The sequence below is a fragment of the Streptomyces sp. NPDC088812 genome, from assembly GCF_044750285.1.
GTDB lineage: Bacteria > Actinomycetota > Actinomycetes > Streptomycetales > Streptomycetaceae > Streptomyces.
Window position 1 is genome coordinate 1 of record NZ_JBIVJP010000044.1, and the last position, 22,659, is coordinate 22,659.

Consider the following 22,659-nt stretch of genomic DNA (forward strand, 5'->3'; position numbering starts at 1 on the left):
CAAGGTCCCCGATCTCGTCGAGTTCGTCGACGCGTTCCCGCAGACCGGCGTCGGCAAGGTCAGCAAGAAGCAGCTGCGGTCCAGCGCCGAGCAGCACTGAAAGGCCCTCTCCCCATGGCACTTCCCGCCATCTCCCCGTATCCGCTCCCGACCGTCGACGAGTTGCCCGTCAACCGGGTGTCGTGGACCGTGGACCCGGCCCGCGCCGTCCTGCTCGTGCACGACCTCCAGCAGCACTTCCTGTCCGCCTTCCCCACCGACGAGCAGCCGCTGACCGGCATGCTCGCCAACACCGCACGGCTGCTGACAGCAGCCCGCCGACTCGGTGTACCGGTCGTCTACTCCGCCCAGCGCGGCGGCCAGACCCCCCAGGAACGCGGACTCCAGCTCGACTTCTGGGGCCCCGGCGTCGCCGACGACCCCGAGGCACTCGCCGTGCCCGCCCCGGTCGCGCCGCAGCCCGGCGACACCCTGCTGACCAAGTGGAAGTACAGCGCGTTCACCCGCACCGACCTCGAGGAACGGATCCGCGGCTGGAACCGCGACCAACTGGTCGTCGTCGGCGTGTACGCGCACATCGGCGTCATGACGACCGCCTGCGACGCGTGGTCGCGGGACATCCAGGCGTTCGTCGTCGCCGACGCCGTCGCCGACTTCACCCGCGACGACCACGACACGGCCCTGCGCTGGACCGCCGGCCGCTGCGCGGTCGTCACCACCACCGACGCCGTCTTCGGGGAGGCCTGAGCGATGGCCCTCACCACCGAACTGATCCGTGCCGACGTCGCCGACGTGCTCGGTGAGGAGCCCGAGGACATCCCGGTCGACGAGAACCTCCTCGACTACGGCCTGGACTCGGTCCGCATCATGACCCTGCTGGAGCGCTGGCGGCGCGAGCACGCCGTCACCGCCGACTTCGCGGACCTCGCCGAGCGGCCGGCCGTCGAGGCCTGGACCGCCCTGCTGGGGGCCGTATGAACGCCCCGGACCCCACCGAGACCGTGCTGCCGCTGACGGCGGCCCAGTCGGGCATGTGGTTCGCGCAGGCCCTGGATCCGCTCAGCCCGGCCCAGAACACGGCCGAGTGCCTGCACCTCGACGGCCCCCTCGACGCACCGGCGTTCGCACAGGCCCTGCGGAGGGTCGCCGAGGAGGCGGAGTCGCTGCGGGTCCGCGTCGAGGACATGGCGGACGGTCCGCGCCAGCACCTCGTGCCGGACGTCGAGCTGCCGCTCACCGTGCTCGACCTGCGCCACACCGCGGGAACGGGCGACACCGCGGGAACCGGCGACGCGGGAACGGGCGACGCCGAGGAGCGGGCGGAGGCGTGGATGCGCGCCGACCTCGCCCGGCCGTTCGACCTGGCGGCGGGACCGCTGTTCCGGCACGCCCTGATCCGGGTGGGCGACGAACGGTGGCTGTGGTACCAGCGCATCCACCACCTGGTGATGGACGGCTTCGGCTACTCGCTGCTGGTGCGCCGCACCGCCGAGGTGTACTCGGCGCTGGTCCGCGGCGAGGAGCCGCCCGTCCGTACCTTCGGCCGCCTGGCCGACCTGGTCGCGGACGACGCCGCCTACCGGTCGTCGGACACGTTCGCCGCCGACCGCGACCACTGGACGCGGGCCTTCGCCGACCGCCCCGAGGCGCCCCGTCTCGCGGGCCGCGGCGCACTGCCGTCCCGCACGTTCCACCGCCGCACGGCCCACCTCGCACCCGACGTCACCGACGGGCTGCGCGACCTCGCGGCACGGCTGCGGGCCACCTGGCCGGACGTGCTGATCGCGGCGCAGGCCCTGTACACCGCGCGGGCGACCGCGCGGCAGGACGTCGTCCTGGGGCTGCCGCTGATGGGCCGCATGGGCTCGGTGGCGCTGCGGGTGCCCGGCATGGTGATGAACGTCCTGCCGCTGCGGCTGTCCGTCACCCCCGAGGCGACCTTCGCCGACCTCGTCCGGCAGGTCGTGCTCGGCATCCGCGAGGTGCGCCGCCACCAGCGCTACCGCTACGAGGACATCCGCCGCGACCTGGGCCTGCTCGGCGAACAGCGCGGTCTGGTGGGCCCGTTGGTCAACGTCATGCCCTTCGACTACGGCGTGGACTTCGCGGGCACCCCGGCCCGCGCCCGCAACCTGTCCGCCGGTCCGGTCGACGACCTGACGGTCAACGTGTACGACCGCGCCGACGGCCGGGGGCTGCGCATCGACCACGACGGCAACCCCGCCCTGTACGACGAGGACTCCCTCGCCGCCCACCAGGACCGGTTCCTGCGCCTGGTGGAGCGTCTGACGGCCGCCGACCCGCACGGGCCGCTGGCCGCCCACCCGATCGCGACACCCGTCGAACGGGCGCTGGTGCTGGAGGAGTTCAACCGCACGGACCACCCCGTGCCGCCGACCACGCTGATCGGCCCCATCGAGTCGCAGGCCGCGCGGACCCCGGACGCGACGGCGCTCGTGCACGGCGGCACACGGCTGACGTACGCCGAACTCGACGCCCGCGCCAACCGGCTGGCGCACCACCTCCAGGGCCTCGGGGCGGGGCCGGGCTCGGTGGTGGCGGTGTCGGTGCCCCGCTCGGTGGAGCTGGTGGTCGCGCTGCTCGCGATCCTGAAGGCGGGCGCCGCCTATCTGCCGCTCGACCCCGACTACCCGGCGCCCCGGCTGGCGTACATGCTCGACGACGCGGCGCCGGTCTGTGCGGTCGCCGACCGCGCGGACCGGCTCCCGCGGGACACGAGGACGCCGGTCGTGGTGCTGGACGGGCTCGACGTCTCCGGCTGCCCGGCGGTGCCCCCGGCACGGGCGCTCACCCCCGCCCACCCCGCGTACGTGATCTACACCTCCGGCTCCACGGGCCGGCCCAAGGGGGTCGTCGTGCCGCACCGGGCGATCGACAACCGGCTGCGGTGGATGCAGCACGCGTACCGGCTCACCGCCGGCGACCGGGTGCTCCAGAAGACGCCCTCCTCGTTCGACGTGTCGGTGTGGGAGTTCTTCTGGCCGCTGCGGGAGGGCGCGACGCTGGTCGTCGCCGAGCCCGGCGCGCACAAGGACCCCGACCGTCTGGCCCGGCTGATCCGCGAGGAGTCCGTCACCACCTGCCACTTCGTGCCGTCGATGCTCCAGGTGTTCCTGGCGGCGCCGGAGGCGGGCGGCTGCCGCGCGGTGCTGCGCCGGGTGTTCTGCAGCGGCGAGGCGCTGCCCCGGGAGACCGCGAACGCCTTCGGGCGGGCGCTGCCGGGCGTCGCACTGCACAACCTGTACGGCCCGACGGAGGCCGCCGTCGACGTCTCCCACCACGCCTGCGCCCCCGAGGGCAGCGGTGCGGTGCCGATCGGCCGGCCGGTGTGGAACACCCGCCTGTACGTCCTCGACGCGGCGCTCCAGCCGTGCCCCCCGGGTGTGCCGGGTGAACTGTTCCTGGCGGGCGTGCAGTTGGCGGACGGCTACCTGAACCGGCCCGAGCTGACCGCGTCCCGGTTCGTCGGCGACCCGTTCGGGCCGCCCGGCGGCCGGATGTACCGCACGGGCGACGTCGCCCGCTGGACCCCGGACGGCGAGGTCGAGTACCTCGGCCGCACCGACCACCAGGTCAAACTGCGCGGGCAGCGGATCGAACTCGGCGAGATCGAGGCCGCGCTGGCGGCCCGGCCGGGCGTCGACGGGTCCTGCGCGCTGGTCCACGAGGACCGGCTCGTCGGGTACGTCACCGGAACCGCCGACCCCGTGGCGGTGCGCGCCGCGCTGGCGCGGGAACTGCCGGAGCACATGGTGCCGACGGCCGTGGTGGCCCTGGCGGAGTTCCCGCTCAGCCCGAACGGCAAGCTGGACCGCGGCCGGCTGCCCGCCCCCGTCTTCGCGGGCGGCGCGGACGGCCGTCCCCCGGCGACCGCGCGGGAGGAGACGCTGACCCGGCTCTTCGCCGAGGTGCTCGGTGTCGAGCGGGTCGGCCCCGACGACGCGTTCTTCGACCTCGGCGGCACCTCGCTGCTCGCGGTGCGGCTGGTGGCACGGGTGCGCGAGGAGTGCGGGGCCGAGCTGACCATCGGATCGCTCTTCGAGGCACCGACACCGGCCGCGCTCGCCGTACGCGTCGACGCGGCGGGACCGGCCGCGCGGGACGCCCTGGACGTCGTCCTGCCGCTGCGCACCGGGGGCGGGCGGCCGCCGCTGTTCGCGATCCACCCGGCGGGCGGACTCGCCTGGTGCTACGCGGGGCTCACCGCGCGTCTGGGGCCCGGACAGCCCCTGTACGGCATCCAGGCCCGTGGCCTGGCCGGGGACGAGCCGCTGCCGGCCACCCTGTGGGAGGAGGCCGCCGACTACGCCGCGCGGATCCGGGAGATCCGGCCGCGGGGCCCGTACCGGCTGCTGGGGTGGTCGGTGGGCGGGATCCTCGCGCACGCCGTGGCCGTGCTGCTCCAGGAGGCCGGTGAGGAGGTCGGACTCCTCGCGCTGCTCGACGCGTTCCCGGCCGAGCAGTGGCGGGAGCGGCCCGCGCCGGAGGAGGGCGACGCGCTGACCGCCGTGCTGCGCATGGCGGGCTTCGACCGCGCCGGCGAACGCACCCGCGAGGACGTCCTGGCCACCCTGCGCCGGGCCGGCAGCCCCCTCGCGGGCCTGTCCGACGCGACGCTGTCGAGGATCGTCGACATCGTGCCGAACCACGCCCGCATGATGCGCGAGCACCGGCACCGCGCGTACCGGGGCGACGTGCTGTTCTTCACGGCCGCCGCCCCCCGCCCCGAGGACTGGCTGACGCGGGAGGCGTGGCGGCCGCACGTGAGCGGCGCGATCGACAACCACGACCTGGACTGCACCCATCCGCAGCTGATGGCGGACCGGCATCTGGACGAGGTCGCGGTCCATCTCCGCGCGCGTCTCAAGGAGCTGGACGCATGAGCTCCACCAGTCCGTCGGCCATCTCCGTGCGCCAGCAGAGGTAGTCGTGACCGCCGTTGAACTCCCGGAAGGAGGAGTCGTGACAGCCCAGAGCGGCCAGGGTGTCCCAGAGCCGGCGCGCGGCGGGCAGCGCCACCCACTCCTGCTCGCCGAAGGACAGCCGGAACCGCACCGGCGGCCGGGGCCGCTCGGCGAGGACGCGGGTCAGCCACTCCGCGTCCGGGCCGACGGGCCACCAGAACGAGCCGGACTGCACCAGGACGTTGCCGAAGCGGTGCGGGGCGGCCAGCGCCGCGTAGGCGGCGGTGAGCCCGCCGAGGCTCTGTCCGGCGATCACGGTCCGGGCCGGGTCGTCGGTCAGCGGCAGGTGCCGGGCCGCCCACGGCAGCAGTTCGTCCGTGAGGTGGGCGACGTACTCGGGGCGGCAGGCCAGTTCCCGCCAGCGGGTGGGCTCGTCCACCGCCTCCGGCAGCACGGCGGCCAGCGGCGGGACGCGGCCGTCGGCGATCAGGGTGTCGAGCAGCCGCGACACACCCAGCCGGGGCTCCCAGTGCTCGCCGTCGAGGAGCACCAGGACCGGCAGCCCGGCCGCCGGTCCGGGCTCGCCGGGCGGCCGGTACAGCCAGACCCGGCGGGTGCCGCCCAGCCGGCCGCTCGGCACCCGGTGCTCGGTGACGGTGCCCCGGGCGACGCCGGGCCGCGGTTCCCAGTCCACCGCCCGCGGCGCGGCGGGGAGTTCGGCGTACGGGACGGGGGTGCCGTCCCAGCGGTGCGGCAGCGAGCGGGGGTTGTACGGGTCGGTGCGGCGCCGGGTGCGCAGCCACCGCCAGTAGGCCGGGGTGTCCGGCTCGGGTCCGCCGCCCTCGTCGACGTACAGGTCGTAGGTGCCGCGCCAGTCGTGGCGCAGACGGAGCGTCCAGTGCCACACGTCCGTCCCGGGGACCCGTTCCATCAGGTTGCCGGCGGGATCGCGCGGGTCGCCGAGCTTGTTGGGCAGGACCTGCACGGCGCGCGTGGCGGGGGTCCCGCGCCACAGGAACGTCACCGCCCGGTGGTCGGCGGCGCCCTGCGGATCGGGGGCGACGAGCGGGGTGCCGGTGCGGCGGACCCGCTCCCAGAACTCCTCGGTGCCGTCCGGCCCGGGCAGCGCGGCGGCCGGTCGCGTCAGGCGCGGCAGCGGGTGCGGGCGCGGCAGTCGGGGCGGGTGGTGCGGGGCGCCCTCGGGCGGCGCGGACCAGGACATACGGGCGGACTCCGGTGGGGTGAGGCACTTCCGATGCGTGACTTCCGATTAGGCAAGCCTAACCTCGTCTGTCCTCGCGCTCGGCGGCACACCGCCTCGGCACCACGGCGCCTTCGACCACGCACCGTCCTCAGCAGCACCTCTCTCATCTGCCAGGAGCAGCTCTCATGACCTCTCACAGACCCACCCCCGCCCGGCGGCTCGGCGGCCGGATGATCGCACTGACCGCGGGCACGGCCCTCGGCATCGGCGGGCTGGCCCTGGCCCTCCCCACGGTCGGTGACGCCCATGACACCGTGTCACTGGCGGCGGAGGAGGAGGCGGCGTCGCCCACGGTGACGCTCGGCACCACCACCGTCCGGGCCGGGGGCGAGGTGTCCTTCGGCGTCGCCGGGTTCCCGGCGGGCGGGACGCTCAGCGTCAAGTTCGACGACAAGACGCTGTTGAAGCAGTTCACGCTCGGCGCGGACGGCACCTTCTCGGGGACGGTGACCGTCCCGGCCGACGCGAGCGCCGGGGCCGGGCACTGGCTGCGTTTCCTCGCCACGGGGACCAGCGTGCGCAGCGCGGACCTCACGGTGACCTCCGCCCAGGCGTCGCCGTCGCCGTCCTCCTCGCCGTCGCCGTCCTCCTCGCCCTCGCCGTCGCCCTCGCCGTCGTCGTCGCCGTCGTCGTCGTCCGCGGCGGCACCGGCGGTGAAGCTCACCGGCGGCGCCTCGGTCACGGCGGGCAAGAAGGTGGCGTTCAGCCTGTCCGGCTTCGTCGAGGGACAGACGGTCACGGTGAAGCTGGACGACAGCGCGATCCTCGATCAGTTCGCGGGCGCGGTGGCCGCGGACGGCACCTTCACCGGCTCGGTGACGGTCCCCGCGTCGACCTCGGCCGGCGCGCACTGGCTGCGCTTCCTGGCACCCGACCCGGCGACCAGCCTCAAGGCGGACATCACGGTGACCGCGGCCTCCACCGGCAGCGGCGGCAGCGGCGGGTCCGGCAGTTCCTCGGGCGGCGGCTCCGGCGGCTCGGACAGCGGCTCGGGCAGCGGCTCCGGCTCGGGCGGGAGCACCGGGTCGAGCGGGAGCACCGGGTCGAGCGCGAGCACCGGGTCGAGCAGCGGCGGCACCTCGTCCGCCTCCACCTCCGCGACCATCACCGCGGGCTCCCAGGTCGCCGCGGGCGGCAAGGTCTCCTTCCGTGTGACGGGCTTCCCGGCCGGGCAGCAGCTGACGGTCAAGCTGGACGACAGCGAGATCATCGGGCAGTGGCAGGGCGGGATCGGCGCGGACGGTTCCTTCTCGGGCAGCGTCACCGTCCCGGCGGACACCCCGGCCGGATCCCACTGGCTGCGCTTCCTCGCCCCGAACCCGGCGACCAGCCTGAAGGCCTCCTTCACGGTCACCTCGTCCACCGCCGCGTCGACCGGCTCGTCCGGCGGCACCTCGTCCGCCGGCCCCTCCGGCACGGGCACCTCGGGCACCTCCGCCACCCCGGTGCCGGCCGCGTCCGGCGAGCCCGCCAGTGCCACCAACTCCGCCGGGGCGAAGGCCGAGATCACCGCGAGCGAGGTGCAGGCGGGCGGGACGCTGCACTTCAAGGTGACCAAGTTCCCCGCCGGACAGACCGTCACCGTCAAGCTCGACGACGAGGCCATCCTCGGCCAGTGGACGGCCGACGCGCAGGGCTCGTACGAGGGTGACGTCACGGTCCCCGCGGACACCGCGCCCGGCGCCCACTGGCTGCGCTTCCTCGCGCCGAACCCGCCGACCTCGCTGAAGGTCGAGTTCACCGTGGCCGAGGCGAGCGGCGCGCAGACCTCGTCCACCGCGGCCCCCGGCACGACCGAGAAGACCCTCGCCGCGGCCGCCTCGGTCGAGGCCCCGGTCTCCTACGCCACCATCGCCTGGTCGGCGGGCGCCGCCGCCGCGGGCGGGGCCGCCGGAGCCGCGGCCACCACGCTGTTCGTCGTACGCCGCCGCCCCTCCGGGGCACCGGCCGGCGGCTGACGGACCCCCACGGACCCCGGCACGCGTCCCGTGCCGGCCGGGCCGCCCCGCTTCCCGGGGCGCCCGCATCTCTCATCGGTTCTCTTTCCCGAGCATTCCTGAGGAGTACATCCATCATGACCAGCATCGACCGTCGCCGTGCCCTGACCTCGGCGGCCATCGCCGTCGTCCTCACCGCCGGCTCCTCCGTGGCGCTGGCCGGCACCGCGTCGGCGAAGTCGGCCGCCGCCCCGACGGCGACCACCGTGTCGCTCGCGGCCGGCCAGTACCAGTCCGCCTACTCCGAGCGCAACGACGCGCTCTGGGTGACCACCTCCGTGGGCCGGGCGGCCAACCCGACCGCCCTGCTGAAGGTCGACCCGAAGACCCTGGCGGTCGAGCAGACGATCACCCCGCCGGTCGCCGACGCCGCCACCGGCACCCTCGAGGGCGTGTACGGCGTGGCCGTGGACGACGAGCACAACACCGTGTGGGTGACCAACACCCGCGTGAACACGGTCGCCGTCTACAGCCAGAAGACCGGCGAACACCTCGCCACGCTGCCGAACGTCGCGCACGCCCGCGAGATCGTGGTGGACGAGAAGCACAACACCGTGTGGGCCAGCGCCTTCTCCGGCGCCGCGCTCGTCGCGTTCGACTCCAAGACCCTGACGGAGAAGAAGCGCGTCACGGTCGAGGGCTCGGGCCCGGCCGGTCTCGCCGTCGACGAGAAGACCGGCACGGTCTACGCCGCGGACCTCAACAACGACCGGATCATCGAGGTCACCCGTGACTCGGACACCCCGCGCCTGATTCCGGCCGGTGACGGCCCGATCTCCGTCGCGCTGTCGAAGAACGGCCGCACGGCCTACACGGCGGACCAGACCGCGGGCACCCTCTCGGTCGTCGACCTGCGCACGGGCACGGTCACCAAGACGATCACCACCGGCGCGGGCGCGCTGTCGCTCGACACCGACGACCGCTCGGGTGACGTCGTCGTGGTCAACCGCACCGCCGCCACCGCCACGGTCGTCGACCCGGGCAAGGGCGTCGTCGAGGCGACGGTCGCCACCGGCGCGAACCCCAACCACGTGGAGGTCGCCGACGGCGTCGCCTACGTCGTCGACAAGTCGGGTGCCGGTGAGAACGGCGCCGACACGGTGACGGTCATCGACCTGCACTGAGAAGGTGCCCCGGCGGATCGGACGCCGGGGCGCTCCGCCCCCGCCCCTGCGGCGGGGGCGGGGCCGCACCCCGGTGGATCGGGCGGTCCCGTCCCGGGCCGCCGTGGTGCGGCCCTCGCCGGGGGCGGCCCCCTCCGTCCGGGTGGAACCTCCGTTCGGGCGAAAGGGCCGAGGGGCGCGCGTGGCGCGCGGCGCACGCGTCGACACCTCACCCGTGACCCTGCCGCTGATCGCCCCCATGCTCGCCACCCCCGGCTCGCTCCCGCCCGCGGCACAGGACGCCCGCTGGGCCTACGAGACCAAGCAGGACGGTCAGCGGGCCGTGGTCTACCTCCCCGGCGACGGGAGCCTGGTGCTGCGCGCCCGGTCGGGGGAGGACATCACCGCCGCCTACCCCGAACTGCGCCCGCTCGGCGCCGCGCTGGGCCGTACGGCCGCCGTCCTGGACGGAGAGGTGCTGGCGCTGGACCGGCGGGGCCGGGCCGACTTCCAGTTGCTCCAGTCCCGGATGGGGCTGGCCGGGTCGCCCGCCAGGGCCGCGCGGCTCGCGGCGACGGCACCCGTCCACCTGGTGCTGTTCGACGTGATGCACCTGGACGGCCGCTCACTGGTGCGCCTGCCCTACCTGCGGCGGCGGGCCCGGCTGGAGGAGCTGGGCCTGGAGGGGCCGTTCTGGTCGACGCCCGGCGCGCTCGTCGGGCACGGCCGGCAGGCCCTCGACGCGACCCGCGCGCACGGTCTGGAGGGGCTGGTCTGCAAGCGGCTGGACTCGGTGTACGAGCCCGGTGTGCGCTCCCGGGCCTGGATCAAGATCCGTAACATGCGCACCGCGGACGTCCTGGTCGGCGGCTGGCTGCCCGGGAAGGGCCGGCTCACCGGACTGCCCGGCGCCCTGCTGGCCGGACAGCGGGCGGGCCGCGACCTGCGGTACGTCGGCAGCGTGGGCACCGGCTGGAGCGAGGCCGAACGCGGCGAACTCGCGGCGCTGCTGCGGACGTTGACCACCGACGTGTGCCCCTTCACCCCGGTGCCGCGCGCGCCGGGCGCGCACTGGGTGCTGCCCCGGCTGGTGGGCGAGATCCGCTTCAGCACCCGGACCCGGGCCGGAATGCTGCGCCAGCCGTCCTGGCTGCGGCTGCGCACCGACCTCACCCCCGAGGAGTCCGCGGCCGACCTCCCGGACGCCCCGGAGTCCTGACGCGGTCCCGGCGGTCAAGTGTTGGGCTGCGCTTCACCACGGATACGCCCCCACCCTCTTGGCGTGGACATGAAGGTCGGGGAAGCTGAACTTCCCTTTCCCCCACAGCCGTTCGGCTGCGCCCGGACCCGAGGAGGACGCAGTGTCGTCATCGCACCCCAAGGCCCACCGCAGGAGATGGCTCACCGGACTCGCCGGTGCGGCCGCGCTCGTCGTCGCCCTGCCCACCGCGGCCTACGCCGCCCCGCCGCAGGCGCTCCCGGCCAACGCCGAGGCCGCCGAGCTGACCTACCAGCCGGCGTTCGACTACGACACCGACGGCTGTTACTCCACCCCCGCGATCGGCCCCGACGGCACCGTCAACGGCGGCCTGAACCCGACCGGCGCCCTCAACGGCAGCTGCCGCGACGCCTCCGACCTGGACAACACCAACAGCTACTCGCGCTACAAGTGCAACAACGGCTGGTGCGCGTACCTCTACGGCCTGTACTTCGAGAAGGACCAGGCCGTGGCGGGCAGCAGCATCGGCGGCCACCGCCACGACTGGGAGCACGTCGTGGTCTGGGTGCAGAACAACCAGGTGCAGTACGTCTCGACGTCCAACCACGGCTCGTTCACCGTCACCGCGGCCTCCGGGGTCCGCTTCGACGGCACGCATGCCAAGGTCGTCTACCACAAGGACGGGGTCAGCACCCACTGCTTCCGGCTGGCCAACTCGAACGACGAGCCGCCGGAGAACCACAAGGCCACCTGGCAGTACCCGCCGCTGGTCGGCTGGAACGGCTACCCGTCGGGCCTGCGCGACACGTTGAGCGCCTACGACTTCGGCAGCGCCAACTTCGGCCTGAAGGACGCGAACTTCGCCGCCCACCTGGCGTCGGCCGAGCCGTCCGGTCTCGCCTTCGACCCCTACGCCTGAGCCGGTGCCGGGAACCGGCCCCGGGACACGGGTCCGGTTCCCGGCACCGGAGTGGCGCCGTCCGGCACGAAGACGCCCCCGGAAGGGTCTATGGTGTCCCGCATGTCCGTCCCGGAACTCATCCGCATCGTCTCCCGCGACTCGCCCATGGCCCTGGCCCAGGTGGAACGCGTCCGCGCCGAGCTGGCCGTGCTGCACCCCGGTGTGCGCACCGAGGTCGTCCCCGTGAAGACCACCGGTGACAAGTGGATGGGGGACCTGTCCAAGGTCGAGGGCAAGGGGGCGTTCACCAAGGAGGTGGACGCGGCGCTGCTGGCCGGCGAGGCGGATCTCGCGGTGCACTGCGTCAAGGACGTCCCGGCGGACCGGCCGCTGCCCGCGGGCACGGTGTTCGCCGCGTTCCTGAAGCGGGACGACATCCGGGACGCCCTGGTGCACCCCGGCGGGCTCACCCTCGACGAGCTGCCGGCGGGGACCCGCATCGGCACCTCCTCGGTGCGCCGGGTCGCCCAACTGGCCGCCACCCACCCGCACCTGGAGTGCGTGCCGTTCCGCGGCAACGCCAACCGGCGGCTGGCGAAGCTGGCGGCGGGCGAGGCGGACGCACTGCTGCTCGCGGTCTCCGGGCTGGAGCGCATCGGCCGGACGGACGTGATCAGCGAGGTGCTCTCGCCGGAGACGATGATGCCGCCGATCGGGGCGGGCGTCCTCGCCCTCCAGTGCCGGGAGGGCGACACCGCCCTCATCGACGCCGTCAGCGGGCTGGGGGACCCCGCCACCCATCGGGAGACCAGCGCCGAGCGCATGTTCCTGCATGTGCTCCAGGGGCACTGCAACAGCCCGATCGCCGGGTTCGCACGCGTGGACCGCAGCGGCGAACTGTCCCTGCGGGCCTGTGTGTTCACCGCGGACGGCAAGACCCGGCTGAACGCCCACGAGTGGGCGGGCCGGCTCGACCCGGCCACGCTCGGCACGTCGGTGGCCGTCGCGCTGCTGCGTCAGGGCGCGCGAGAGATCATCGACGGCATTCCCCACTGAGGCGGCGCCCCTCTGCCGCTGGGGAGCCGCCGGGGCGGGGAACCACCGACGCGGGGAACCACCGACGCGGGAAGCCACCGACGCGGGAAGCCGCCGAGGTGCGGCCGCCGCGGCGGGCGGGCCGTCAGGCGGTGCCCTCCTCGGCCTGGTCCCGCAGGAAGTTGCTCACCTGGCGGGCCAGGCTCTCCCGGCCCCCGCCGGCCGGTGCGCCGGCCGCCGCCTCGTGCAGTCCGAGGCCGCCCGACCACATCCGGCGCCCCGCCCATTCGTCGTCGACGCGCAGCTGGATCTGGACGTCCACCTGGCCGAGCGCGGCCTCCGGCCCGGCGGCGTACAGGACGGCGGTGGCACGGCGCAGCGGGTAGACGTCGAAGCCCTCGATGAACTGCGAGTTGCGCCAGTCGACGAAGGCGCCCTCCCCGTCGGGTCCGATGCGCACGTCGATCTGCCCGTCCTCGAGGTGCACGCCGAAGCCGCGCTCGCCGCGGTTCTCGACGGTCACCCGCAGACAGAAGTACGTCAGGCCCTCGGCCGCGTCGTCGCGCCCGCGCGGCGGCTCGGCCCGCTCCAGACGGTGGACGCGGACCCGCAGACCGGCATGCTCGTCGTACTCCTGCCAGTCCCCGACCACGTTCGGCTCGTACACGGTCCACCTCTCGACTTGCTACGGGCTGCTTCCTATCCGTGTGCTCTGTGCACTGTCAAATGAGCGGAATGCACGGTGGCCAGGTGGTTCACCCCTTTTGATCGCCGATCAAGCCGTGCGCAGGCACGATCCGTCCGAGGGCCGCGCGCGGGCGGTCCGCGGGCGTGCCGCACATCACGTCACACCCGTCACCGCCCGGCAAGATCAGCGGGCCAGCCGGCCCAGCAGGGAGGAGGCCGCGGTGATGCCGAGGGCGGCCGCGACGATCAGCACCCCGAAGTCGAGCGCGAGGTGCGCCGGCGTGCCGAGGAGGAGGCCGCGCAGGGCGTCCACCTCGTAGCTGAGGGGGTTGACCCGGCTGACCGCCTGGAGCCAGCCGGGCATGACGTCGAGGGGGTAGAGGGCGTTGGAGCCGAAGAACAGGGGCATGGTGATCGCCTGCCCGAAGCCCATCAGGCGGTCGCGGCTGAGGACGATGCCCGCGATGGTCATCGACAGACAGGCGAAGAAGGCCGATCCGAGGACGACGATCGCGGCGACGCCGAGCAGCCGGAGCGGGTTCCAGGTCAGCGCGACGCCCAGCAGGGCGGCGATGACGATCACGACGACCGCCTGGATCACCGACTTCACCCCGGCCGCGAACGCCTTGCCGGTGATGAGGGCGGAGCGCGGAGTGGGCGTCACGAGCAGCTTGTTGAGGATGCCCGCGTCGCGTTCCCAGATGATGTGGATGCCGTAGAAGATGGCGATGAACATCGCGGACTGGGCGATGATGCCGGGCGCCAGGTAGTCGATGTAGGGGATGCCGCCGGTGGGGATCGCCTTGATCCGGGTGAAGGTCTGACCGAAGATCAGCAGCCAGAGGGCGGGCTGGACCGCCCGGGTGTACAGCTCGGTACGGTCGTGGCGCAGCTTCTGGAGTTCGACCGCGCACAGCGCGGCGACGCGGGCCGGCAGCAGCCGCCAGCCCGCCCGGGGTTCCGGCGGGCGCACCAGCAGGCCGATGCCCCGGTCCCGGGCGCGGTCAGCCGACACGCTGGGCGGTGCGGCGGGTGCTTCGGACATCGCGGAAATCTCCTGACTGGTCGTCGAGGCCGCTGTCGGCGACGTCGCGGAAGACGTCCTCCAGGGTCGGCAGCGGGTCCGTGGCCCGGTCGCCCCGGCGTTCGCCGAGTCCGCGGCGCAGTTCGGCCGGGGTGCCGAGGGCGCGGATGCGGCCGTGGTGCATCAGGCCGACCCGGTCGCAGTAGTGGTCGGCCTCATCCATGTAGTGGGTGGTGACCAGGACGGTCATGCCGGTGGCCTCGCGGACGGCGGTGATGTGCTCCCAGACGCTGGTCCGGGCGATCGGGTCGAGGCCGATGGTCGGCTCGTCGAGGATCAGCAGCCTCGGCGCGCTGACCAGGGCCTGGGCCAGTTCCAGCCGGCGGATCATGCCTCCGGAGTAGGTGCCGGCGAGCCGGTCGGCGGCGTCTGTGAGGTCGACGGCGGCCAGGGCCTGGGCGACCCGTTCGGCGCGTTCGCGGCGGGGGACGTCGAAGACCCGGGCGAACAGGGAGACGTTCTCCCGGCCGGTGAGGCTCGCGTCGGCGGACAGCTGCTGCGGCACGTAGCCGAGCAGCCGTCGTACGGCCATGCGCTCCTTGGCCGCGTCGTGGCCGAAGACGTGGACCATGCCGGAGGGCACCGGCAACAGGGTGGTGACGCAGCGGATCGCCGTGGTCTTGCCGGCGCCGTTCGGGCCGAGCAGGCCGAAGACCTCGCCCTCCCGGACGGTCAGGTCCAGCCCGTCGACGGCCTTGGTGTCACCGAAGGCGTAGGCGAGCCGGGTGCAGGCGACGGCATCGGCGGCGGTGGCGGTGGCGGTGGTCATGATTCCTCGGCCTCCTCGTGCAGGTGGACGGCGAGTGTGCGCAGGGCGGGGAGCGCGGCGCGCAGCGCCGCCCGGTCGGACGCGTCCAGACGGGCGACATGCCGGCCGACGAGTTCGGCGCGGCGCCGCTTCCAGTCCCGCAGCCGGGCCTCGGCGGCCGGAGTGAGCAGCAGGCGCGCCGCCCGCCGGTCGGCGGGGTCGGTCTCCCGCACCAGGTGGCCGTCCCGGACCAGTTGGTTGACGAGCGTCGAGACGGAGTTGCCCGCCAGGCCGAGCTCCTTGGCCGCGTCGGAGACGCCGACGCCGGGGCGGGCCTCGACGAGCCTCAGCAGCTCGACCTCGGCGCCCCGCAGCCGGGGCACGGTCAGCCCCGCGCGCAGCCGGCGCCTGAGCAGCCGCTGGACGCCGACGAGCGCGTCGGCCAGCTCTTCGGGGAAGGTCTCGGTCTCCGCGTCCACCCGGCCGAGATTACCTCTGTGTCAGAGGTAACTGGACCAAGAACAGGTCAAGGCAAAAACGTCCAATACCCGTACAACCGTTTCAGAAGCACCCATTCGGGGCATGGACAGGGATGTGCTTCGGACAGGAGGCACGTCCGTGGGACCCCGCCGCGCCGGCCGCCCCGGGTGATCTCACCGCCGGGTCCGAGGCCCGTGTCCCACGGTGTCCGTCCATCCACCGGCACCTTCCTGAGGGAGGCGCGCGTGATGCGTTCCACCGTCAGAACCAGGCAGCACCCCCACGACGACGCCCCGGACACGGCCGAGTCCTTCGTACGGCTCGCCCAGCTGCCCGACGGGCCCGAGCGGCGAGCGCTGCGGGACGAGCTGGTCCGCCTCTGGCTGCCCATGGCCGAGCGGATCGCCGTCCGCTTCCGGGGTCGCGGCGAGGCCCTCGAAGACCTCTACCAGGTGGCGGCCCTGGGACTCGTCAAGGCCGTCGACCACTACGACCCCGACCGCGGCCGCGCCTTCGAGGCCTACGCCGTGCCGACGATCACCGGGGAGATCAAGCGGCACTTCCGGGACCACATGTGGACGCTGCACGTGCCGCGCCGGGTCCAGGACCTGCGCAACCGGGTGCGGCACGCCGCGAAGGAACTCTCCCAGACCACCTCCGGGCGGCCCCCCACGGTCGCCGAGATCGCCGAGTTCACGCAGCTGAGCGAGGACGAGGTGCGCACCGGGATGGAGGCGCTGGAGTGCTTCACGGCGCTGTCCCTGGAGGCGCAGATGCCCGGCACCGACGGCTACGCCCTGGAGGACGCGCTCGGCGACCCCGACCCCGCCTTCGACACGGTGGTCGACCGGGTGGCGGTCACCCCGAGCCTGCGGGCCCTGCCGGAGCGCGAGCGGACCATCCTGTACCTGCGCTTCTTCGGCGGGATGACCCAGAGCTGCATCGCCGAGCAGCTCGGCATCTCGCAGATGCACGTCTCGCGGCTGCTCAGCGGCTGCTTCGCCCGGCTGCGCGAGGAGGTCGTGCCGGAGGCGAACTGACGGCCGTCGCCGGGCCGCGAGTCGCGCCGAGGCGTCGGTCGCCCCCGGGACCCCGTCGCACCCGTGGCAAACCGACGACTGCCCCCCGGGGACCGCCCGTCGTCCCCACGGCGAACCAACGGACGGCGAACCGACGGCAGCCGCCGCCCGCCGCACCCGAGGCGAGCCCAGGGCTGCCCCTGGAACCGCCGGCCGTCCCCACGGCGAACCGACGGCCGCCGCCACGGACCGCCGGCCGTACCCGACGCGAACCGTCAGCCGCCCCCGGGACCGGCTGACGCACCGGCCGCCGGACGGGCACCCCCGGCCTGCCGGGGGGCGGCGGCCCACCGGTGCGTCCGCCCCACAGGGCAGGCCACCAAGGCGGCCCGCGGATCGGGCCACCGGACCGACCCGCGGCCCGACCCGCGGATCGGGCCACCGGACCGGCCCGCGGATCGGGCCACCGGACCGGGCCGCGGGTCAGGCCACCGGACCGGCCCGCGGGTCAGGCCACCGGACCGGCCGGCGGAGGCGCGCCCGGCACCCGGGCGGGGCCGTGCCGGCCGAGCAGTTCCTCCAGCTCCGCCCGGATTTCCTCGGGCAACCGCCCGCCGCGCCCCCACAGCAGGATCAGCTCCGCGACGGTGCGGAGTTTGATGTTGGTGTGCTGGGAGACCTCGCGCAGGACCGTCCATCCCTCGTCCGGCGTCATCCGGCCCAGCGCGACGACCACGCCGATCGCCTGGTCGACCACGGCGTGGGAGGCGACGGCCTCCTTGAGCTGGTCGACCTCCCGCTGGAGCGCGAAGATCCGGTTCGTTTCGTCGGGGGATCCGTGCGGTACTCGTGACACCCCTCCATCGTGCCACCGGCTCCCCCGGCAGGCGCCGTGGGCGGGTGCGGCCGGACACTGGGGAAGGGACCCCCGGCCGCCGCCCACAGATCAGGAACGCGAGTGCCATGAACGATGACCCGAAACCCGGCCTCGGTGCGAAGGAGGTCGTCTCCACGCACTCCGTGTTCGGCGCGCCCTGCTGGGTGAGCCTGACCAGCCGCGACCTGGAGGCCACCCAGGACTTCTACTCCGCCGTCCTCGGCTGGGAGTGGCGCCGGGGCAGGCTCGGCGACCACTTCCGGACGGCGCTGGTCGGCGGCGTCCCGGTGGCGGGCGTCGCCGCCGTCGCGGCGATGTGGCAGATGGCGGTCGCCTGGACGCCGTACTTCGCGGTGCCGAGCGCGGACGTGGCCGCCTCCCGGGCCCGGGAACGCGGCGGCACGGTGGCCGTCGGCCCGATCTCCCTGCCGCCCGGCCGGGCGGCGCTCCTCGCCGACCGCGACGGTGCGACCTTCGGTGTCTGGGAGGGGGCGCTGAACAGCAAGTGGGAGGTCTGGCGGCAGGCGGCCCCCACCTTCATCCGGCTGCACACCCGCGACGCCTTCGACTCCGCCATGTTCTACGGCGAGATCCTCGACTGGGCCTCGAACCGGCCCGGCTGCTGCGAGGTCCACTACGAGGGCGGCGAGGTGGTGCTGCGCAGCCGGGGCGACATCGTGGCCCGGATCGAGTCGGGCGCGCTGGAGGCGGCACCCGATCCGACGATCCGGCCGCACTGGCAGGTCCACTTCGCCGTCGCGGACGTGGCGGCCTGCGCGCGGGCCGCGGAGCGGCACGGCGGCAGCGTGCTGGGCAAGGCCTTCGACGAGGCCGTGCTGCGGGACCCGGACGGCGCCCAGTTCACGGTGACCGCGCACCGGGACCGCTGAGGCCCGCCGCACCACGACGACCGAGGTCCCGCCGCACCACGACGACCGGGGCGGGCGGGCCACGGCGCTCTCCGACGGTCTCCGACGCTCTCCGGCGCCCCGGCCGGCCCGCCCCCGCCTGCTTGCTTACTCGGAGCGCCTGGGCGGCCGGGACAGCACGAGCAGGCTGCGGGCCTCCACGGCGACCTCGGTGCCCGCCTTGTGCTCGGTCTCGTCCGGGCCGCCGTCGGGCCGCACCGTGTCGACGCGCACCGTCCAGCGCTCCCCGTACCCGGGACCGGGCAGCCGGAAGACGACCGGCTCCCAGTAGCTGTTGAGCAGCAGCAGGAAGGAGTCGTCGACGACGGGCCGGCCCTGCGGGTCGGGTTCGGCGATCGCGTCGCCGTTGAGGAAGACGCCGACGCAATGCGCGTCGGAGCGCCGCCAGTCGCCGTCGGTCATCTCCCGGGCGTCCGGGAGCAGCCACACCAGGTCGGGCAGCGGCTGGCCGGCGTGCGTCACCGTCTCGCCGCGGAAGAAGCGGCGCCGGCGCAGGACGGGGTGGGCGGCGCGCAGGGACACCAGGTGCCGGGTGAAGCCGACGAGGTCGCGCTGCTCCGCCGTGAGCCTCCAGTCGACCCAGGAGATCTCGTTGTCCTGGCAGTAGGCGTTGTTGTTGCCGCGCTGGGTGCGCCCGAGTTCGTCCCCGTGGCAGAGCATCGGGATGCCCTGCGACAGCAGCAGGGTGGCGAGGAGGTTGCGCTGCTGGCGGGCGCGCAGCTCCCGTACCTCCGGGTCGCCGCTCGGCCCCTCCGCACCGCAGTTCCAGGACCGATTGTGGCTCTCGCCGTCGCGGTTGTCCTCGCCGTTGCCCTCGTTGTGCTTGTCGTTGTACGTGACGAGGTCGCGGAGCGTGAACCCGTCGTGCGCGGTCACGAAGTTGACGCTGGCGCGCGGACGGCGCCGGCTGTGGGCGTACAGGTCGGAGGAGCCGGTCAGGCGGGAGGCGAACTCGGCGAGCGAGCCCGGTTCGGCGCGCCAGAAGTCCCGTACCGCGTCGCGGTAGCGGCCGTTCCACTCCGACCACAGGGGCGGGAAGTTGCCGACCTGGTAGCCGCCCTCGCCGACGTCCCACGGCTCGGCGATGAGCTTGACGCGGCTGATCACGGGGTCCTGCTGGATCAGGTCGAAGAACGCCGACAGCCGGGACACCTCGTGGAACTGCCGGGCCAACGTGGCCGCGAGGTCGAAGCGGAAACCGTCGACGTGCATCTCGGTCACCCAGTACCGCAGCGAGTCCATGATCAGCTGGAGGACGTGGGGGTGCCGCATCAGCAGGCTGTTGCCGGTGCCGGTGGTGTCGTAGTAGTGGGACCAGTCCCCGTCCACCAGGCGGTAGTAGGAGGCGTTGTCGATGCCGCGGAAGGAGAGGGTGGGGCCCTTCTCGTTGCCCTCTGCGGTGTGGTTGTAGACGACGTCGAGGATCACCTCGAGGCCCGCCGCGTGCAGCGCCTTCACCATCGCCTTGAACTCGGCGACCTGCCGCCCCCGGGTGCCGCGGGCGGCATAGGCGTTGTGCGGGGCGAAGAAGCCGATGGTGTTGTACCCCCAGTAGTTGGACAGGCCGCGGTCCTTCAGGACGCCGTCCTGCACGAACTGGTGGACCGGCATCAGCTCGATCGCCGTCACGCCGAGCGAGGTGAGGTGCCCGGTCACCGCCGGGTGCGCCAGACCGGCGTAGGTGCCGCGCAGCTCGGGCGGGACGTCGGGGTGGGTACGGGTCAGACCGCGCACATGGGCCTCGTAGACGACCGTGTCGGCGTACGCGCGTTGCGGCGGGCGGTCGTCGCCCCAGTCGAAGGACGGGTCGGTGACGACGCCGAGCAGGGTGTGCCCGGCACTGTCCTTCGGGTCCGGGCGCCCGCCCGCCCGTTCGAACAGGGAGGCGTGGTTGTCGGCCTGGCCGTCGACGGCCCGGGCGTACGGGTCGAGGAGCAGCTTGGCCGGGTTGCAGCGGTGCCCGGAGGCCGGGGCCCAGGGCCCGTGCACCCGGTAGCCGTAGCGCTGTCCCGGACCCACCCCGGGCAGGTAGGCGTGCCAGACGAAGCCGTCGACCTCGTTCATCGTCACGCCGCGGGTGCCGCCGTCGTCGTCGACGAGGACGAGGTCGACGCGCTGGGCGACCTCGCTGAACAGGGCGAAGTTGGTGCCCTCGCCGTCGTGGTCGGCGCCCAGCGGGTAGGGGCGCCCGGTCCACACGGGCACCCCTGCGCCGCGGTGGGTCCGCGAGGTCACCGGGCCCCCTCCAGGACGCCGTCCGCCTCGTCCGTGGGGGCGGCGAGGGCGGCCACGGGGACGGTGCGCGGCACCTGGAGGCCCTCCCGCAGGCTCGGCTCCGGCGCGGTGGGCACCAGGGGGACGCGCTCGCCGGCGCGGGCCCGCTGCGAGAACCAGATGACCGTGCTGCCGGTGCCGATGGCGCAGCAGCCCCAGCCGTCGCTGGTCTGCGCGATGTGCTCCAGGCAGCCGCGCAGGTCCTGGTCGGGGCGCAGGTCCCGGTCGTGGCCCCCGACGGCGGTGATCAGGTGCTGGCCGCTCCACCACATCTCGATCGAGATGTGCTTGTCCGTGGCGTGTTCGTCGATGGCCCGCAGGAGCATCTCGGCTCCGCGGCACACGGGCTCGACGAGGTTCTCCAGGTTCCAGTGCCGGAGGTGCGCGGCCAGGATGCGCCTGACCTGTCCGGCCCGTTCCGGGCTCACGTCCACGTCGAGGTGGTAGTAGCAGGGCACTGCGGTCTTCATCGTCGTTGGCTCCTCACAGGCGAGGCTCTCGCCGTCCTCCTCGGTCGGGCAGACCGAGCCCCGAACACGAAGCGTGAGTGTTGTTGGCTCCTGAGTCACAACCACAATGCGACCGCTACGCCATTCGTGCAACACGAGCACACCATTACCAAGATCCAACAGGACGTTGGGTGGTCAACCGTGCACCATAAGTGAAGGCCTCGGGAGGTTTGACGGTTTCGCACCTCTGCGTACAGGGCCGACCCGCTCGCCGCGGGGCGACGTACCTCTCGAACTCCCGGAAGGTGAACAGCGCCATGCTGCTACCAGCCAAGACCGAAGTGGCCAGACGTCTGCGCAGTTACCGCGCCTGGGAGCGCGCGATGCTCGCCTGCCCGGGTGACGTCGCGGTGCGTGCCACCTTCGAGGACTGCGGTTACACCCTGTGCGTGCTGATGGGCAAGCGTTGCGCCCGGGAGGCCGCGGACGCCGCCGAGCAGTACCTGCGCGGCGCTGCGGACGCCCTCCCCCGGCGGGGCGGGCGCAAGCGCCGCAGTGGCGTCGCGCGGGTGTCGGCCGCGCGGGCCCTGCCGCATCTCGCGGCGGAGCGGTAGCAGGCCGCCGGCCCGACCGCGGCGCTCCGCCGGTGCGTCGGCAGCGGGCGGTCCGGCAGCGGGCGGTTCGGCAGCAGACGGCACGGCGGTTCGGCAGCAGGCGGGACGGCGGCGGACGGTCGGGCGGGACCCGCGGTGGCAGGCGGGACCGCGGCGGGCAGGACGGCGAGCAGCGCGTCGGCGGCGGGCACGGGACGCAGTGCGGCGGGCGCGGCGACGGCCGGTACGGGACGCGATGCCGACGGCGCGACGCCGGCGGCAGGCACCGGACGCAGTTCCGGCGGCGCGACGGCGGCAGGCACGCACCGCGGGCGGCGCGTCGGCGGGCGAGGGGACAGCGGGCGACGGAAGCCCTATTCGATGGCGCTTTTTCGGTACAGCGGAGGTGCAGCGTGAGGTCCACCAGAGCGATCGGCCGTATCCCGGTGCGGGACGTCTCGCCGCTTGTGGAGTGCGGGAGGCGACCGGCCAAGTCCGTGAGCGGGGAGACGTTCCCGATCACGGCGACGGTGTTCCGTGAGGGCCATGACGCCATCGGCGCGAACGTGGTCCTGCGGGGTCCGGACGGCCGCCGTGGACCGTGGACGCCGATGCGCGAACTCGCCCCCGGCACCGACCGCTGGGGCGCGGAGGTGACGCTCCACGAGGTGGGCCACTGGACGTACACGGTGGAGGCCTGGGGCGACCCGGTCACCACCTGGCGCCGGACCGCGGGGATCAAGATCCCGGCGGGCATCGACACGGGTCTCGTCCTGGAGGAGGGCGGCCGGCTCCATGAGCGGGCCGCCGCCCGGGTACCCGGCGGGCCGGCCCGTGCGGTGGTGCGGGAGGCGGCGAGGAGACTGCTCGACGACTCGCTGCCGGCGGCCGAGCGCCACGCCGCGGCGCTGACGCCGGAGGTGCGGGAGGTCCTGGACCGCCATCCCTTCCGGGAGTTGGTCTCGGCCGGCCCCTCCGTACCGCTGCTGGTGGAGCGGGAACGGGCCCTGTACGGGGCGTGGTACGAGTTCTTCCCCCGCTCGGAGGGGACGCCCGAGCGTCCGCACGGCACGTT

The 22,659-nt window shown here is 74.1% G+C and carries 20 protein-coding genes; 12 read left to right on the forward strand and 8 right to left on the reverse strand.

Annotated features, from left to right (window positions below; translation table 11 throughout):
• The first annotated feature begins 114 nt into the window (after positions 1-114).
• From ACIP67_RS42490 to ACIP67_RS42500, 3 genes are read left to right on the forward strand one after another with little or no spacing between them, the layout of a single operon-like run.
• Positions 115-747: an isochorismatase family protein gene (locus ACIP67_RS42490; RefSeq protein ID WP_401699916.1), complete on the forward strand. Its 633-nt coding sequence runs from the start codon at positions 115-117 to the stop codon at positions 745-747.
• 3 nt (positions 748-750) lie between these two features.
• Positions 751-978 (forward strand): phosphopantetheine-binding protein, encoded by a 228-nt coding sequence (locus ACIP67_RS42495; protein ID WP_385076518.1) that lies wholly within the window; start codon positions 751-753, stop codon positions 976-978.
• On the forward strand, positions 975-4,904 hold the full coding sequence (locus ACIP67_RS42500; RefSeq protein WP_401699919.1) for an amino acid adenylation domain-containing protein: 3,930 nt from the start codon (positions 975-977) through the stop codon (positions 4,902-4,904). The genes ACIP67_RS42495 and ACIP67_RS42500 overlap by 4 nt, the downstream gene beginning before the upstream one ends.
• Here the strand turns inward: ACIP67_RS42500 and fes are convergent.
• Entirely contained in the window at positions 4,885-6,147 is a 1,263-nt protein-coding gene (gene fes / locus ACIP67_RS42505) for an enterochelin esterase (protein WP_401699922.1), read from the reverse strand. The genes ACIP67_RS42500 and fes overlap by 20 nt on opposite strands.
• 167 nt (positions 6,148-6,314) lie before the next feature.
• On the opposite strand from fes, the gene ACIP67_RS42510 reads away from it, so the two are divergent.
• The 5 genes from ACIP67_RS42510 to hemC all read left to right on the forward strand — a co-directional run bounded on the left by ACIP67_RS42510 (position 6,315) and on the right by hemC (position 12,465).
• Complete coding sequence (locus ACIP67_RS42510; protein WP_401699925.1) at positions 6,315-8,147, forward strand: hypothetical protein; 1,833 nt, start codon at positions 6,315-6,317, stop codon at positions 8,145-8,147.
• A 116-nt stretch (positions 8,148-8,263) separates the two neighbouring features.
• Positions 8,264-9,310, forward strand: coding sequence for a YncE family protein (locus ACIP67_RS42515; RefSeq protein ID WP_401699928.1), 1,047 nt, complete (start codon positions 8,264-8,266; stop codon positions 9,308-9,310).
• A 238-nt stretch (positions 9,311-9,548) separates the two neighbouring features.
• Positions 9,549-10,508: an ATP-dependent DNA ligase gene (locus tag ACIP67_RS42520; RefSeq protein WP_401699963.1), complete on the forward strand. Its 960-nt coding sequence runs from the start codon at positions 9,549-9,551 to the stop codon at positions 10,506-10,508.
• Positions 10,509-10,650: 142 nt separating this feature from the next.
• Positions 10,651-11,427 (forward strand): NPP1 family protein, encoded by a 777-nt coding sequence (locus ACIP67_RS42525; RefSeq protein ID WP_401699931.1) that lies wholly within the window; start codon positions 10,651-10,653, stop codon positions 11,425-11,427.
• Between the two features lie 102 nt (positions 11,428-11,529).
• Positions 11,530-12,465 carry a hydroxymethylbilane synthase gene (hemC, locus tag ACIP67_RS42530; protein ID WP_401699934.1) on the forward strand — a complete coding sequence of 312 codons (936 nt, stop codon included), beginning with the start codon at positions 11,530-11,532 and terminating at the stop codon, positions 12,463-12,465.
• Between the two features lie 124 nt (positions 12,466-12,589).
• On the opposite strand, the gene ACIP67_RS42535 is transcribed toward hemC, so the two are convergent.
• The 4 genes from ACIP67_RS42535 to ACIP67_RS42550 form a co-directional block, all read right to left on the reverse strand.
• Positions 12,590-13,111: a hypothetical protein gene (locus ACIP67_RS42535; RefSeq protein WP_401699936.1), complete on the reverse strand. Its 522-nt coding sequence runs from the start codon at positions 13,109-13,111 to the stop codon at positions 12,590-12,592.
• Positions 13,112-13,315: 204 nt separating this feature from the next.
• Positions 13,316-14,176: an ABC transporter permease gene (locus ACIP67_RS42540; protein WP_401699938.1), complete on the reverse strand. Its 861-nt coding sequence runs from the start codon at positions 14,174-14,176 to the stop codon at positions 13,316-13,318.
• Entirely contained in the window at positions 14,136-14,984 is an 849-nt protein-coding gene (locus ACIP67_RS42545; RefSeq protein WP_401699941.1) for an ATP-binding cassette domain-containing protein, read from the reverse strand. Before ACIP67_RS42545 ends, ACIP67_RS42540 begins: the two co-directional genes overlap by 41 nt.
• A complete protein-coding gene (locus ACIP67_RS42550; protein ID WP_401699943.1) occupies positions 14,981-15,442 on the reverse strand; it encodes a MarR family winged helix-turn-helix transcriptional regulator in 462 nt (153 codons plus the stop codon). Before ACIP67_RS42550 ends, ACIP67_RS42545 begins: the two co-directional genes overlap by 4 nt.
• 249 nt (positions 15,443-15,691) lie before the next feature.
• Here ACIP67_RS42550 and ACIP67_RS42555 point away from each other — a divergent pair, with 249 nt between their 5' ends.
• Positions 15,692-16,483 carry an RNA polymerase sigma factor SigF gene (locus ACIP67_RS42555; RefSeq protein ID WP_401699945.1) on the forward strand — a complete coding sequence of 264 codons (792 nt, stop codon included), beginning with the start codon at positions 15,692-15,694 and terminating at the stop codon, positions 16,481-16,483.
• A gap of 487 nt (positions 16,484-16,970) precedes the next feature.
• Here ACIP67_RS42555 and ACIP67_RS42560 read toward each other — a convergent pair whose 3' ends face one another.
• Positions 16,971-17,318: an ANTAR domain-containing protein gene (locus ACIP67_RS42560; RefSeq protein WP_401699948.1), complete on the reverse strand. Its 348-nt coding sequence runs from the start codon at positions 17,316-17,318 to the stop codon at positions 16,971-16,973.
• A gap of 107 nt (positions 17,319-17,425) precedes the next feature.
• Between ACIP67_RS42560 and ACIP67_RS42565 the strand changes: the two genes are divergently transcribed.
• The gene (locus tag ACIP67_RS42565; protein ID WP_401699950.1) at positions 17,426-18,229 is read left to right on the forward strand and encodes a VOC family protein; all 804 of its coding nucleotides are present in this window, start codon (positions 17,426-17,428) and stop codon (positions 18,227-18,229) included.
• A gap of 126 nt (positions 18,230-18,355) precedes the next feature.
• On the opposite strand, the gene glgX is transcribed toward ACIP67_RS42565, so the two are convergent.
• Positions 18,356-20,503, reverse strand: coding sequence for a glycogen debranching protein GlgX (gene glgX, locus ACIP67_RS42570; protein WP_401699952.1), 2,148 nt, complete (start codon positions 20,501-20,503; stop codon positions 18,356-18,358).
• Positions 20,500-21,012 (reverse strand): pep a2, encoded by a 513-nt coding sequence (locus tag ACIP67_RS42575; RefSeq protein ID WP_401699955.1) that lies wholly within the window; start codon positions 21,010-21,012, stop codon positions 20,500-20,502. The genes glgX and ACIP67_RS42575 overlap by 4 nt, the downstream gene beginning before the upstream one ends.
• A gap of 296 nt (positions 21,013-21,308) precedes the next feature.
• Here ACIP67_RS42575 and ACIP67_RS42580 point away from each other — a divergent pair, with 296 nt between their 5' ends.
• Together ACIP67_RS42580 and ACIP67_RS42585 are read left to right on the forward strand one after the other, a co-directional pair.
• Complete coding sequence (locus tag ACIP67_RS42580) at positions 21,309-21,605, forward strand: DUF5133 domain-containing protein (protein WP_401699958.1); 297 nt, start codon at positions 21,309-21,311, stop codon at positions 21,603-21,605.
• 392 nt (positions 21,606-21,997) lie between these two features.
• On the forward strand, positions 21,998-22,659 hold a 662-nt coding region (locus tag ACIP67_RS42585), incomplete at its 3' end, for a maltotransferase domain-containing protein (RefSeq protein ID WP_401699960.1).

What these genes read in the sequence shown, in the direction of transcription:
- ACIP67_RS42580 (WP_401699958.1), top strand. Translation starts at nt 21,309, where the DNA reads ATGCTGCTACCAGCCAAGACCGAAGTGGCCAGACGTCTGCGCAGTTAC.
- ACIP67_RS42555 (WP_401699945.1), top strand. Translation starts at nt 15,692, where the DNA reads ATGCGTTCCACCGTCAGAACCAGGCAGCACCCCCACGACGACGCCCCG.
- ACIP67_RS42520 (WP_401699963.1), top strand. Translation starts at nt 9,549, where the DNA reads ATGCTCGCCACCCCCGGCTCGCTCCCGCCCGCGGCACAGGACGCCCGC.
- ACIP67_RS42500 (WP_401699919.1), top strand. Translation starts at nt 975, where the DNA reads ATGAACGCCCCGGACCCCACCGAGACCGTGCTGCCGCTGACGGCGGCC.
- ACIP67_RS42515 (WP_401699928.1), top strand. Translation starts at nt 8,264, where the DNA reads ATGACCAGCATCGACCGTCGCCGTGCCCTGACCTCGGCGGCCATCGCC.
- ACIP67_RS42575 (WP_401699955.1), bottom strand. Translation starts at nt 21,012, where the DNA reads ATGAAGACCGCAGTGCCCTGCTACTACCACCTCGACGTGGACGTGAGC.
- ACIP67_RS42510 (WP_401699925.1), top strand. Translation starts at nt 6,315, where the DNA reads ATGACCTCTCACAGACCCACCCCCGCCCGGCGGCTCGGCGGCCGGATG.
- ACIP67_RS42565 (WP_401699950.1), top strand. Translation starts at nt 17,426, where the DNA reads ATGAACGATGACCCGAAACCCGGCCTCGGTGCGAAGGAGGTCGTCTCC.
- ACIP67_RS42490 (WP_401699916.1), top strand. Translation starts at nt 115, where the DNA reads ATGGCACTTCCCGCCATCTCCCCGTATCCGCTCCCGACCGTCGACGAG.
- fes (WP_401699922.1), bottom strand. Translation starts at nt 6,147, where the DNA reads ATGTCCTGGTCCGCGCCGCCCGAGGGCGCCCCGCACCACCCGCCCCGA.
- ACIP67_RS42545 (WP_401699941.1), bottom strand. Translation starts at nt 14,984, where the DNA reads ATGACCACCGCCACCGCCACCGCCGCCGATGCCGTCGCCTGCACCCGG.
- hemC (WP_401699934.1), top strand. Translation starts at nt 11,530, where the DNA reads ATGTCCGTCCCGGAACTCATCCGCATCGTCTCCCGCGACTCGCCCATG.
- ACIP67_RS42540 (WP_401699938.1), bottom strand. Translation starts at nt 14,176, where the DNA reads ATGTCCGAAGCACCCGCCGCACCGCCCAGCGTGTCGGCTGACCGCGCC.
- ACIP67_RS42495 (WP_385076518.1), top strand. Translation starts at nt 751, where the DNA reads ATGGCCCTCACCACCGAACTGATCCGTGCCGACGTCGCCGACGTGCTC.